The following is a 12,351-nucleotide window of genomic DNA, read 5'->3' as shown; positions in this document are numbered from 1 at the left end:
ATATAAAAAAACCCGCTATTTCGCGGGTTTATCGAGATGATGTTGCAGTGAATTTCGAATTTTGAGTATGACATAAATGGTCAGTATCGTAAGTAACAACATACTGCTGCTAAAAACCAGTATGCTTGAACTAACCCCCTGTGCATAGGCTGAACCCATGGTCAGCACTAAGATGAATAATACAGCAAGCATCTGCGTTGAATGCATACTGATACCCCTCATATTCCTTATGATGTTTTGGGCAGTATGATTGTTTTTTATACTGCCTTTCTCTCATCATAATCTCTTCCTACAAATTAGCAAGCTTTGGATTTTCAACTAAATATCGAGCTTAAATTTGTTCGGGTTGCACCACGAACTGACAAGATGCATCGGCATTTTCCACAAAGAAGATTTGACCAAATTCATCACTACTCAAACGCAGTTCTTTATAGTTCAGCGTGTAATAGCCCACATATTTCTGCATTAAAATCGGATGCATACCTGTCGCCAATTCATCTTGAGCTAAGACCAGTTTCATTACCTGACGGTCATTCATCACCACCATGTAACGCTCATCTTGGACTTGTACGTATACCAGGCCTGTGCCCTTCGGCTGCAAAGGGATCAAAAACTTGTGATTCAGCGCAATCACACCGGCTGCATAGCTTTCAATTTTTTGGCTAATCACATTAAACACTAAACCATGTTCAAACTGGTCGAGTAACAGGTTACGATTATCCTGTGGCACAAAAGTTGTGATCCCCAACTTTTGCAGATCTTGCTCACTGACTTGTTTGTTATTAAACAATACCCGTAATAAGGTCTGCTTTTGTTTGGCATCAAAAAATTGTGGATCAAGCTGAAACGAATTGCTTTTTAAAATTTCACCCAAGGCATCACGATGGCGTGTCAGTAAATTTTCAATGACTTTTCGATAGTAGAATTTACTGTTTTTCTTAACCCGACGCATTTTTTGATAAAAATACGGCGCATCAAAAGGATGTCTTAAGAAATCATTTAACAGTTCTGAACTCGCCAACACTGCAATGGCATCATGCCCTGTAAACGGCAGATGCAACACATGCACATGCGGAATTAAAGCCTGTAGTTTTTCAAAGTGAGCGCGATCTTCTGGGCAATAAGGATCATACACCACGATATATTCGCGTGTAGTCGATACGTCTTCAGCAAGTACCCGCATATTGGCATGCAGATTGGGCTGAAAGAACATGCCATAGCGTGTATCGACAATGTCTTCTGGGTCTATGGAGTACTGCGGCACCATACTGACCACGCGCTGAAAACCAAATAAATTGGCATACTTAATGGCAGCATAGCCGCCCATGGAACCACCATAGGCAATACGCATCTCAAATTGCTCTAGGATCGGCTTGATGGCTTGATACATCGGTTGCATTGACGATGCTGGAAACCACGATTTTTGTTTCGGCATCACACCGATCACATTAAAATCATATTTTTGCAAAGACTTCTCGGCATTGATGCTCAAACCCTTGGCACGGGTAATCAAATCACCGAAGGAGAAAATAAGCTCACGAGAATTGCCAGGCTGAAAAATGACACGAATTTGATCATCTTCAAAAATGATGTGCTTTTCCATTGTGCTTTGCTCCAGTCCTTGTTGCGTCACGCTTTTCCTTCCTTGTTGCATTCAAAGTTTATCTTGTTCCGAATATGCTATTTTATAGAGGCCATACAGATTAAAAAGTGCAGAATATGACACATTCAATACATCCTGCCGCACAACAAGGCTTTAGCTCTGCAGCTGAACTCTATCAACAAGCCCGCCCTGACTACCCGATTGAAATCAGTGCGTGGCTACAACAACATTTAGCTTTAGCCCCTCAAGCCCATCTGGTGGACTTAGGCTCAGGTACAGGCAAATTTCTCGAGTATATTCGCCCACTCAGTGAAAATATCACCGCGATCGAACCTGTGCATGAAATGCTGCAACAATTGCAGAAAAAACATCCGCATATTGCAACTTTAGCCGCCCAAAGTGATCAGATTCCACTGCATGATCATTCTGTGGCAGCGGTATTTTGTGCCCAGTCTTTTCATTGGTTTGCCACCCCTGAAACCCTCAATGAAATCAGTCGTATCTTAGTTCCCAATGGGGATCTTGTATTGATTTGGAACCAACGTGATATCCAAGTCAATTGGGTCAAACAACTCGCTGATATCTTGAGTGAACTCGAAGGTGAAACACCACGTTATCATAGTGGGCAATGGCAAAAAGTGTTTGAGCAGCAGCAAGTGTTCAAATTAATTGCCGAAACCACCTTTCAACAATTGCATCATGGTACAGTGGAACACGTGGTTTCCAAACGATTATTGTCCACCAGTTTTATTGCAGCGTTAAGCCCGGATGAACAACAAAAACTGAAACAACAATTTGAAAATATCGTGGCTGAATCAACCCAAAAGACTGCGCAGGATTTCATTGATTTTCCCTATATCACGCATGTCTATATCTTTAGAAAAACACATTAGGACACGATTATGCTCTTGCCAATCTCTTTAAAAAAACTCAGTGTCATCTTCCTCATGGGTACAGTCTTAGGACTCACTGCATGTGAAAAATCATCAAAAACGGTGGAACAAAATAGTGAAATCAGTTCCGACGATCAAATCATGAAAGAGCTGAATAGTGATCCTATTAAAAACTTTGCCAAGACCCCAGATGATCTACACGACTTAACGCTTCTGACGCAATATGATGAGAGCTTTAGTCAAATTAGCGATGAGATGGAAGATGAGCTGATGAAACTGCGTGAGGAAGGCAAACTCACTGATGAATTTGCTACACAGCGTAAGCGTGACAACATCCAGTCAGCACTGAATATGCTCAAAGAACTCGAAATGAAAACTGAGCAAGGCCGTTATATTCAAGGCTTGATGTATCAGTACTGGGACAATCAATCACAAATTTATCGTGAGAAAAATCAAGCAGCCGATGGTGAGTTGAAAAATCCTAGTGATAGTGTCAAAGGTCTCGGTCAGTTTATTCATGCTCAAGAACAATTGGGACATTGGCAAGAACAATATCCTGAACTACAAAAAACTCGACAACCCTAATCATCCACCCTGTTGCAATCTATGCACCCAAATTCAACTTGGATGAATGAGAGAGCGATACGAGCTTATTACTTAACATCAAGGGTGCAAACCTGCCCTTGATGTGATTGCTCAATCTTGATTTTCGCTATGGTCGTTCAGCATATTGTGGTAAATCACCTGCGATATCATCCCATTCTGCTTTGGATGCGACAAAGATATGACAGGTTGGTTTCTGCGTCAGAGGTGTATCTAAGGTGCCTATACGTAAGCGGTAATAATCAGGCGTTTCAGCCTTTATACTGATGATCGGCGAACCACACTCACTACAAAAACAGCGCTGTGTGGTAGCGGTAGACGCATACTGTTTCAGAAACTGCTCACCGGCTACAATTTTAAAATCTGCTTTAGCAATCGGGGCATTGGTCGCAAATGCTGTACCATTGGCTTTGCGGCACCGAGAACAATGGCATTGCATGATCTCACCGACCGGACCATTGATCTCATAACAAACCGCTCCACACAAGCAGCTTCCGGTATATTGTTCTTGTACGCGCATAGTGGTCTTTCTTAGAAGAATTTCATCTCAAAATATCACAACTCCTCAGCAAGATTGTGACAATTTGAAGCGCTTAGTTCTGCAAAGAAACCAGATAGTTTTGAACCCCTTCACCCGCTGCTCGACCGGTTGCAAGGCAGGCTGTTAGTAAATAGCCTCCAGTAGGCGCATCCCAATCCAACATTTCACCGCAAGCAAATACTGCAGGATTGCTCTTCAATTGTAAGCCATCATTTAGGACTGAACGCTTCACACCACCTGCGCAGCTAATCGCCTCATCTATCGGGCGAAATCCATCAAGTTGAATATCTAAGTGTTTAATTTTCGCAGCAAGTAAGGCAGGTTCATGCCACAAAGATTTATCCACCAGTTCACGGACCAGTGCAGCTTTCGCCACATCTAAACCGGCTTTACGCCAAACATTGGTTAAAGATTGCTTTTTCGAAGGCTGTAATTTCTTAGCCAATTGCTCAACACTTTGATCTGGCAATAAGTCCAAAGTTAGCTGCATGGGCTGAGCAGATTTCACCTGTTGACGCAGTGCTCGACCTTGTTTGTAGATCAATCCACTTTCCAGTCCATAGTGTGAAATGATGATATCACCTTGGGTCGGCTCGGCTTGCTCGACCCATGCATTGACCCGCTTTAAAGGCTGTCCAAACACGGGCTGCATGAACTTCGACCAAACGCGTTCCACACCGGCATTACTGGCCTGAAAAACTTCAATACTCTCAGGCTGCAGCCATTTTTGCCATGCGCCATCACTGCCTAAACGTGACCAAGACACAGCCCCACATGCCATAATAATCGCATCAAAGCCAAGCGCTTGATTTGATCCATCAACAAGGTTTTGAATCGTCAGCTGATTGGACTGTAAGTCCAAAACTTGATGTCGATAATGAAACTGCACCCCGTCGAGACTGAGACGTTTTAACCAGGCTCGCAGCAAAGGCGCAGCTTTCATTTCAATAGGAAATACCCGACCCGATGAACCAATATAGGTTTCAATGCCCAGCCCCATCATCCACTGTTGAATCCATGCTGCATCCCACTGCTTAACCCATGGGCTCAGCCATTCCACTTGATCATAGCGCTGCACAAATTGTTCAACGGGTTCTGCATGCGAAATATTCAGCCCCGTCTTGCCAGCCATTAAAAATTTACGGGCTGCCGATGGTTTTTGCTCATAAACATGAATGTCATAGTCAAATTGGCTAAGCACTTCCGCCGCCATCAATCCCGCAGGACCTGCCCCAATGATTGCAATACGCTGAGTCATGCCCAATTATTCCGCAGATGCTTCGGTGGGTTGCTTGCCTTGTAGCGGCTGAAAATCATCAAAACGTGTGGTATAGCCAGCGGGTTTAGTCACCAATAATTGTTGGCACAACTCACCACGTTCTAGATATTTAATCTCAAAGTGTGTACGTGCTGAAGTCTCTGCAATGCGTTCTTTGACAAAAGGTAGCTTCCAAACATCGATTAACTGCTGCTGCGCTTCCTCAATATATTCAGGAATATTACTGGCCAAGGTAATCTGACCACCCGGCTGCAAACGCGACAATAAAAATTCAAAAAACGGCATATTTAACCAGCGCTGTGCAGGATTATGCGGTTCAGGGTTTGGATACAAAATAAAGAATTGCTGTACTTGCGCAGGATGTAAGGCATGTACTACCCAAGGCAATGCATCAGCATGAATTGGAGCTAAATTGCTTTGCCCTTCAAGTTGATGCTGCTTTTGCATTGCCACAAATTTTTCACGTGTCCGCTCAACAGCAATCAATTGAAATTCAGGGTGATTGGCTGAAAACAATAATGCATGTTTACCTTTACCAGCCCCAATTTCCACACAAATCGGCGTGGAATCAATCGGCTGAAAATCACGGGGAGCTCGCATACGCTGCGCTTGAAATTGACGAATAGGCATAAACAGATCAAACTAAACAGAACGGCATAAGTCTAACAACTGCGACTGTATTTGCCTAATTGAATCATCCGTTTTTGCTGGAGTTAAGCATGCCCACCACCATGAATTGTCCACGCTGCGGCGCATTGACGACTTGGGAAAATAATGAATATCGCCCGTTTTGCTCAGATCGTTGTAAATTGATTGATCTCGGTGCATGGGCCAATGATGAATATCGTCTGCCGACACAAGATGCACCTCAGGCCGATGGTGGCCGTGAAGAAGACCAATTCTAAGGACTCAAGTGCATAACCCTATTATTTAGGTAAATAAAACAGGAATCCGTTTGGATTCCTGTTTTGTTAATTTAAGTTTCTCAATCTAGTTGCTTAACCCGCTTTACCAGCAACGAAAGGATTATGTTGTTTTTCATAACCAATGGTACTCATTGGACCATGCCCTGAAATAAACTGCGTGTCATCCGGCAAGCTAAAACATTCACGCTGAATGGAGTCGAGTAATTGTTGATGGTTACCGCGTGGAAAATCTGTCCGGCCTATCGAGCCTTTAAATAACACATCCCCCGTCCAAAGCACGGCATATTTTGCGTTATAGAACATGACATGACCTGGTGTATGCCCCGGTGCAAAACGAACTTCAAACTCTTCTGCACCCAGCTTCAAGGTTTCGCCGCCTTCCAACCATTGGGTCACATGGACATTTTCAGGGATCGGGAAACCGTATTTCGCAGAAACCTCCTGAATCATGTCCAACCAAAACGCATCTTCTTTATGCGGGCCAATCACTGGAACATTCCAAGCTTGGGTTAATGCCCCAACCGCACCTGCATGGTCTAAATGGCCATGCGTTAACCACAAGGCTTTGACCGTTAAACCGAGCGCTTCAACTTCGGCTTTTAATTTTTCAGGCTCTCCCCCTGCATCAATCAAGACCGCTTCTTTCGACTCAGAGTCCCAAACAATGGAACAGTTTTGTTGAAATGCCGTAACGGGCACGATTTTAACTTGCAACATAGGGCGAAAACCTCAAGGCGATGAATGGGCTAATGTTTGCTTTAAGGCATCAAGATTAGCTTGAAGTAATAAATTGAGCAATGCGACATGATCATCCCGCGCGTTTAATGCAGGAATATAACCATATTCACCACCGCCTGCAGCTTGGAAAATTTCAGCATTTTGCAGCGCCAACTCTTCTAGCGTTTCCAAACAATCCGCTGAAAATGCAGGGCTCATAACCTGTACCGATTTCACGCCTTGTTTGCCCCATGCGTCCAAAGTGGCATCAGTATAAGGTTTCACCCATTCTTGCTTACCAAAGCGAGATTGGAAACTGATTTCATATTGATCTTCAGTTAAACCAAGCGCTTGCGCGACTAAATGTCCTGTTACACGGCAACGGTCAGCATAGGGATCACCCTTGTCTGCATAAGGCTGTGGAATGCCATGAAAAGACATCAATAACTTATCCGCGACCCCATGCTCCGCTTGATAATCACGCACACTTTGCGCTAAAGCTTGAATAAATAGCGGGTGCTGATAGTAATCACGAATAATACTCAAGCCCGGCAAATTGCGTTGCTGCGGAATCCATTGTGCGATCGCATCATATAGCGGTGCAGTCGATGTTGCTGAATATTGTGGGAATAGTGGAAACAGGACGATGTGGTCTTGTGGCTGCTGTGCCAATTGATCTAAAGCTGCTTGAATGCCTGGATTGCCATAGGTCATGGCAGGAACCACCTTCAGTTCAAATTCTGGATACGCTTGAGTTAAATGTGCTTTTACAGCGTCAACTTGCGCCAACAATATTTCACGCATAGGCGAATCATTGCCCCAAACCATTTCATAGGCATGTGCAACACGTTTAGGTCGAAATGGCAAAATGAACAAACGCAAAATCAATTGCCAAATCGGTTTTGGAATTTCAATCACCCGCTGATCTGACAAAAACTGTTGCAGAAAACGACGCACTGCGGGCACAGTTGGCGCATCAGGCGTGCCTAAGTTCGCCAGAATAATGGTGACTTTAGCTTTTTCGGCAGACAACATTACACTTTTTCCATCAATTTGAATGACGCTAATGTAGCAGCTTTTTATCTATTTTATAAAACAGATTAATATACAGTTTTAAATTGGAAAACCCGATCATTATCCAACAAATTACTTTCCAGTAGTTTTTGACCTTTCGAGGTCACTTGCCACAACATGCGTTGACGGTCATCACGTCCATTTGGAATGATCCAATCATTTTGACGCATTTGACTCTTGATACTATGCAAAGCCCGAATATTCACCTGAGCACGAGCAACCGCATGCGCACGAGGCATTTCAACGCGGGCATCTTCCAAACCTGTTTCGTTTAGAAATTCATTCATGCGTTTAGAGAAAAACTCTTCTGGGGTCGGATTGACAAAAGTTGAACCTAAAATCGAAAGCAACTGTGCCCACGTCATTTTTTTCTGAACTTTCAGCTCTTTAAAATTGCCGTCTTGATAGGCATGCATGCGATATTCAAAAGAGAACACTTCATGCATAGACACTTTCGGTAAGCTCAGGAATGGGTCGACTTCTCGTTTTCCTGATTCTGTTTCGAGTTGAACTAACTGGGCTTTTAAGCGATCAATTTCATCATGCAAAGCTTGGGTATTTTGCGGACGAACCCAACCTGAAACAGGATAGCGCTCTAGCATTTGCGGCATGTTCAATCGCACTGCCATTTCTAAATCACGCAAGGTTCGATAGCTAAAGACTTGATCCACTTCATTTTGCAATAGCTTACGAAAGTCTTTGAATTTTTCACGTAGCTCAGGCTTTTCATCATGCAAAGAAAGATCACGTGAATTTGGATCTTCATGCATAAACACAATGACCGGCTTTTGTTTCGTCACTGCATAAATATATTCAAGGTGCATATAACCCACACCTGAAACAGACTGCTCGCCATACTGACTACCCAGTAAGATCACCACATAATCACAGTCATCAATTTGACGACGCGCAAAAGCCGTACTTAATGGTGTGCGCTGTTCCAACCCCCAAGAGAAAAAACCCATCCCTACAAGCGTCTGAGCCAAAATGATCCGTTCTGGCTGCATTTCACTGCCAGATGTGGAAATGAATACTTGATAACGCTTATCGAGCATTAGAGATCCTCTTCCCGTTGCACGCTATATCCAGCACTCAAAAAAGTGGTTGCTGAAACATACAGCATGACTACCCCAAATAGATTTAAATTGTTTTATCTAAAATCGTTCAATCACAATGATTAAAATTCTAAACTTGCCGCCTGAATATTGCAGATTTTCCAAGTGATTTGATCATCTTGAATTAAGCGTGCTACCACAGGTGTTAAGTTTTCCGCATTATTTCCACTGACATAACATTCGATACGCAGTGAATCTTGGCGGTTATGCTCAAATAATAACTCATTTTTAATCAAAATTTGGGCTGTTTGTCGTGCAACCGCAAATCCTGAGTCAATTAATGTCAGCTTCTGACCAAAAATATACTGAATTGCCGATTTTAGGAAGGGGTAATGCGTACATCCAAGCACTAAATAATCTGCACCTGCATCTACAACTGGCTGTAATATCTCAGTTAATGTCTGCAGGCAAGGCTCAGTCATTTGCGCCCCCGCTTCAACAAAGGGCACCAATTCCAAAGAAGTCACTGACAAAACTTGCACCCCTGCAGGTTCAGCAAATCGCTGCATGACATCTTTGATTAATTTACCCCGAAAAGTCGCAGGCGTTGCGAGGACAGCCACAGTTTTACTTTTGGTCTGTAATACCGCAGGTTTTAAGGCTGGAACCAAGCCAATAATCGGAAAATTTTCACCGTAGTGTTCACGCAAATAATCCAAACTAAATGCCGATGCCGTATTGCATGCCACCACCGCGACTTTACACCCCTGACGGTATAACCACTCAATCGCATGTGCAGTCAGTTCACGGATGTCCTGATCTTGACGCGGGCCATAAGGGACATGTGCCGTATCTGCAAAATAAACAATCCGTTCATTCGGTAAATAACGTGCAATTTCCAACGCAACAGACAAACCACCAATACCTGAGTCAAATACCCCAATAGGCGCATCAGCAGTCGCTTTTGGCATGGGTACATTTAAGGGGTAAATGGGATGAATGGCGGTCATAGGGTCACTTTAATTTAGATTCAGAATGACAAGGTGGAAAGCTTAAACCTCAGGTGCCTAATTGCAAGTGCAAATCACCACTTTGTAACACTAAAATGGACTCCCCTTGCTCATTTTCAAGCAGCTCACCCATCTCGACTAAATGAAAAAATGCAGCACGTTGAATTAAGGCATTTATACCAAAACGAACATGCACATAAGGACGTAGTTCACCCTGATATTCACGCATAAAAATCGGATGTTCCTGATCAACAATAATCAGGTCTTGGGTGGTTGTGGTGAATTGAATATAGTTTTTAGCGTCAATCTCAACGTGATCCACCTGATTGACAAATAAAGGCTCATCTTCCACCTGTATTTCAATTTGTTCCACAGGGGTTTTTAAATAGAATTTCCCATCTTCTTTCCAAAGCACGGTTGAGAACAGATCAATGAGTGCTTGCCGCTTGATCAATTGACCATCGTGCCACCATTCTCCATTGGCTAAAACCTTCAAATCCATTGCACCACAATGCTTTGGATGCCATTGATCTAATGGAGGGATTGACCTTTTGTGACCGGACTGTCCATCTTTTAAGTATTGTGCAATGTTCATTAAATTTCTATCATCCCTATTAATGAATTTTTTCGTCGGGTTTTCGTTCAATTGCTGCTTCATCCGCCTAATAAATACCTTAGTGACGGAAAAATAATATGATTCAGCCAATTGGCTAGAACTCGGTTTAAAACTATACTAGCCCACAATATCAAAGACACGATAGAAAAATTGTGTCTGGGCATTAAGAACACTCATGGCAGCACCATTTAAATGAATTGAATGGATGCCACCTTCCGAAATATGAGGAGTCCTACATGGAACACATCGAACGTGAATCGATGGAGTTTGACGTAGTTATCGTCGGTGCAGGTCCTGCCGGCCTATCTGCTGCGATTAAAATTCGTCAACTTGCAATTGAAAATAACCTAAACGATCTGTCCGTTTGTGTCGTGGAAAAGGGCTCCGAAGTGGGTGCGCATATTCTATCAGGTGCTGTGCTTGAACCTCGCGCAATGAATGAATTGTTCCCAGATTGGAAAGAACAAGGTGCACCGTTAAATGTGCCTGTGACTGAAGATAAAACCTTCTTCTTATTGTCTGATGAAAAATCACAAGAAGCACCACATTGGATGGTGCCTAAAACCATGCATAACGATGGCAACTATGTTATTTCGTTAGGTAATGTGGTTCGTTGGTTGGGCGCTAAAGCTGAAGAATTAGAAGTGTCTATTTTCCCAGGCTTTGCCGCGTCTGAAATCCTTTACCATGAAGATGGGACTGTGAAAGGTATTCAGACTGGTGACATGGGCATTGGTAAAGATGGCGAACCAACGCATAACTTTACTCCTGGCTATGAACTGCATGCCAAATACACATTATTTGCTGAAGGCTGTCGTGGTCATTTGGGTAAACGTCTGATTGCTCAGTTCAATTTAGATAAAGATGCTGATCCGCAACATTACGGTATTGGTATTAAAGAACTTTGGGAAATCGATCCTGCTAAACACAAGCCAGGTTTGGTGATGCACGGTGCAGGTTGGCCTTTAAATGAAACAGGTTCTTCAGGCGGTTGGTGGTTATACCACGCTGAAAACAACCAAGTGACTTTGGGTATGATCGTTGACTTGTCATACACCAATCCACACATGTATCCATTTATGGAAATGCAGCGCTGGAAAACACATCCACTGATCAAGCAATATCTTGAGGGTGGTAAGCGTATTTCTTATGGCGCACGTGCGGTTGTAAAAGGTGGCTTCAACTCACTACCTAAATTCACTTTCCCAGGTGGTAGCTTAATTGGTGATGACGCAGGTTTCCTAAACTTTGCGAAAATCAAAGGCTCTCATACAGCAATGAAATCAGGCATGCTGTGCGGTGAAGCTGTATTTGAAGCGATTGCTGCGGGTGTGGAAAAAGGTGGTGACCTTGCCATTGCACGTGTGACTGAAGGTGAAGACTTCTTCACTAAAGAGTTAACTGCGTATACTGACAAGTTTAACAACAGTTGGTTGAAAGAAGAGTTATATAACTCTCGTAACTTTGGCCCTGCTATGCATAAGTTTGGTCAATGGATGGGTGGTGCGTTCAACTTTGTTGATCAAAACATCTTTAAAGTGCCATTTACACTACATGACTTACAGCCCGACTTCAGTGCTTTAAAAACTGTCGATGCTGCGAACTTCAAACCGAATTATCCAAAACCAGACGGTAAAATAACATTTGACCGTTTGTCTTCAGTATTCGTATCGAATACCGTTCATGAAGAAAACCAGCCTGCTCACTTGAAACTGACAGATGCGTCTATTCCAGTAAATGTGAACTTACCAAAATGGGATGAGCCTGCTCAGCGCTACTGCCCTGCTGGTGTTTATGAAATTATGGAAGAGAATGATGGTTCTAAGCGTTTCCAAATAAACGCGGCAAACTGTGTACACTGTAAAACGTGTGACATCAAAGATCCGTCTCAAAACATTACTTGGGTAACACCTGAGGGTGGCGGTGGTCCTAATTATCCTAATATGTAATCTCTTTTGAGATTGAAATAAACCCGCTTAATGCGGGTTTATTTTTTAATAGATAATCACACTCTTTAAATAAATATTATTACAA

14 protein-coding genes are annotated in these 12,351 nt (G+C 43.0%); 4 read left to right on the top strand and 10 right to left on the bottom strand.

Annotation, left to right across the window (positions count from 1 at the left end; translation table 11 throughout):
• Positions 1-15: 15 nt before the first annotated feature.
• A complete protein-coding gene (locus FTU17_RS00510; RefSeq protein WP_257227349.1) occupies positions 16-207 on the bottom strand; it encodes a hypothetical protein in 192 nt (63 codons plus the stop codon).
• Positions 208-331: 124 nt separating this feature from the next.
• Positions 332-1,603 carry an alpha/beta fold hydrolase gene (locus FTU17_RS00505; RefSeq protein ID WP_180134489.1) on the bottom strand — a complete coding sequence of 424 codons (1,272 nt, stop codon included), beginning with the start codon at positions 1,601-1,603 and terminating at the stop codon, positions 332-334.
• 116 nt (positions 1,604-1,719) lie between these two features.
• On the opposite strand from FTU17_RS00505, the gene FTU17_RS00500 reads away from it, so the two are divergent.
• Together FTU17_RS00500 and FTU17_RS00495 are read left to right on the top strand one after the other, a co-directional pair.
• Complete coding sequence (locus FTU17_RS00500) at positions 1,720-2,496, top strand: class I SAM-dependent methyltransferase (protein ID WP_180134472.1); 777 nt, start codon at positions 1,720-1,722, stop codon at positions 2,494-2,496.
• 9 nt (positions 2,497-2,505) lie between these two features.
• On the top strand, positions 2,506-3,081 hold the full coding sequence (locus tag FTU17_RS00495) for a hypothetical protein (RefSeq protein ID WP_168377944.1): 576 nt from the start codon (positions 2,506-2,508) through the stop codon (positions 3,079-3,081).
• A gap of 127 nt (positions 3,082-3,208) precedes the next feature.
• Here FTU17_RS00495 and FTU17_RS00490 read toward each other — a convergent pair whose 3' ends face one another.
• The 3 genes from FTU17_RS00490 to FTU17_RS00480 all read right to left on the bottom strand — a co-directional run bounded on the left by FTU17_RS00490 (position 3,209) and on the right by FTU17_RS00480 (position 5,555).
• Complete coding sequence (locus tag FTU17_RS00490) at positions 3,209-3,619, bottom strand: GFA family protein (RefSeq protein ID WP_180048801.1); 411 nt, start codon at positions 3,617-3,619, stop codon at positions 3,209-3,211.
• 73 nt (positions 3,620-3,692) lie between these two features.
• On the bottom strand, positions 3,693-4,898 hold the full coding sequence (locus FTU17_RS00485) for a TIGR03862 family flavoprotein (protein ID WP_180134471.1): 1,206 nt from the start codon (positions 4,896-4,898) through the stop codon (positions 3,693-3,695).
• 6 nt (positions 4,899-4,904) lie between these two features.
• On the bottom strand, positions 4,905-5,555 hold the full coding sequence (locus FTU17_RS00480; protein ID WP_180002966.1) for an SAM-dependent methyltransferase: 651 nt from the start codon (positions 5,553-5,555) through the stop codon (positions 4,905-4,907).
• A gap of 83 nt (positions 5,556-5,638) precedes the next feature.
• Here FTU17_RS00480 and FTU17_RS00475 point away from each other — a divergent pair, with 83 nt between their 5' ends.
• Positions 5,639-5,824 carry a DNA gyrase inhibitor YacG gene (locus tag FTU17_RS00475; RefSeq protein WP_078189771.1) on the top strand — a complete coding sequence of 62 codons (186 nt, stop codon included), beginning with the start codon at positions 5,639-5,641 and terminating at the stop codon, positions 5,822-5,824.
• A gap of 93 nt (positions 5,825-5,917) precedes the next feature.
• Here FTU17_RS00475 and FTU17_RS00470 read toward each other — a convergent pair whose 3' ends face one another.
• From FTU17_RS00470 to FTU17_RS00450, 5 genes are all read right to left on the bottom strand, one after another.
• Positions 5,918-6,562, bottom strand: coding sequence for an MBL fold metallo-hydrolase (locus FTU17_RS00470; protein WP_078189772.1), 645 nt, complete (start codon positions 6,560-6,562; stop codon positions 5,918-5,920).
• A gap of 12 nt (positions 6,563-6,574) precedes the next feature.
• Positions 6,575-7,597, bottom strand: a complete 1,023-nt coding sequence (gene hemH, locus FTU17_RS00465; protein ID WP_168377948.1) for a ferrochelatase — start codon at positions 7,595-7,597, stop codon at positions 6,575-6,577.
• 65 nt (positions 7,598-7,662) lie between these two features.
• Positions 7,663-8,691, bottom strand: a complete 1,029-nt coding sequence (locus tag FTU17_RS00460; RefSeq protein WP_180054294.1) for a DUF4062 domain-containing protein — start codon at positions 8,689-8,691, stop codon at positions 7,663-7,665.
• 122 nt (positions 8,692-8,813) lie between these two features.
• The gene (gene murI, locus FTU17_RS00455; RefSeq protein WP_168377950.1) at positions 8,814-9,701 is read right to left on the bottom strand and encodes a glutamate racemase; all 888 of its coding nucleotides are present in this window, start codon (positions 9,699-9,701) and stop codon (positions 8,814-8,816) included.
• 49 nt (positions 9,702-9,750) lie between these two features.
• Entirely contained in the window at positions 9,751-10,359 is a 609-nt protein-coding gene (locus tag FTU17_RS00450; RefSeq protein ID WP_168377951.1) for a DUF1285 domain-containing protein, read from the bottom strand.
• Positions 10,360-10,553: 194 nt separating this feature from the next.
• Between FTU17_RS00450 and FTU17_RS00445 the strand changes: the two genes are divergently transcribed.
• Positions 10,554-12,266 carry an electron transfer flavoprotein-ubiquinone oxidoreductase gene (locus tag FTU17_RS00445; protein ID WP_180134470.1) on the top strand — a complete coding sequence of 571 codons (1,713 nt, stop codon included), beginning with the start codon at positions 10,554-10,556 and terminating at the stop codon, positions 12,264-12,266.
• The last annotated feature ends 85 nt before the right edge of the window (positions 12,267-12,351 follow it).

Source organism: Acinetobacter sp. YH12070, from assembly GCF_013419625.1.
GTDB lineage: Bacteria > Pseudomonadota > Gammaproteobacteria > Pseudomonadales > Moraxellaceae > Acinetobacter > Acinetobacter amyesii.
This window is presented reverse-complemented; position numbering and strand designations above follow the sequence as displayed.

Bases quoted from the DNA above. Each gene is read 5' to 3' on its own strand.
- FTU17_RS00510 (WP_257227349.1), bottom strand. From the start codon at position 207: ATGCATTCAACGCAGATGCTTGCTGTATTATTCATCTTAGTGCTGACC.
- FTU17_RS00495 (WP_168377944.1), top strand. From the start codon at position 2,506: ATGCTCTTGCCAATCTCTTTAAAAAAACTCAGTGTCATCTTCCTCATG.
- murI (WP_168377950.1), bottom strand. From the start codon at position 9,701: ATGACCGCCATTCATCCCATTTACCCCTTAAATGTACCCATGCCAAAA.
- FTU17_RS00460 (WP_180054294.1), bottom strand. From the start codon at position 8,691: ATGCTCGATAAGCGTTATCAAGTATTCATTTCCACATCTGGCAGTGAA.
- FTU17_RS00475 (WP_078189771.1), top strand. From the start codon at position 5,639: ATGCCCACCACCATGAATTGTCCACGCTGCGGCGCATTGACGACTTGG.
- FTU17_RS00500 (WP_180134472.1), top strand. From the start codon at position 1,720: ATGACACATTCAATACATCCTGCCGCACAACAAGGCTTTAGCTCTGCA.
- FTU17_RS00490 (WP_180048801.1), bottom strand. From the start codon at position 3,619: ATGCGCGTACAAGAACAATATACCGGAAGCTGCTTGTGTGGAGCGGTT.
- hemH (WP_168377948.1), bottom strand. From the start codon at position 7,597: ATGTTGTCTGCCGAAAAAGCTAAAGTCACCATTATTCTGGCGAACTTA.
- FTU17_RS00445 (WP_180134470.1), top strand. From the start codon at position 10,554: ATGGAACACATCGAACGTGAATCGATGGAGTTTGACGTAGTTATCGTC.
- FTU17_RS00470 (WP_078189772.1), bottom strand. From the start codon at position 6,562: ATGTTGCAAGTTAAAATCGTGCCCGTTACGGCATTTCAACAAAACTGT.
- FTU17_RS00450 (WP_168377951.1), bottom strand. From the start codon at position 10,359: ATGAAGCAGCAATTGAACGAAAACCCGACGAAAAAATTCATTAATAGG.
- FTU17_RS00485 (WP_180134471.1), bottom strand. From the start codon at position 4,898: ATGACTCAGCGTATTGCAATCATTGGGGCAGGTCCTGCGGGATTGATG.
- FTU17_RS00505 (WP_180134489.1), bottom strand. From the start codon at position 1,603: ATGGAAAAGCACATCATTTTTGAAGATGATCAAATTCGTGTCATTTTT.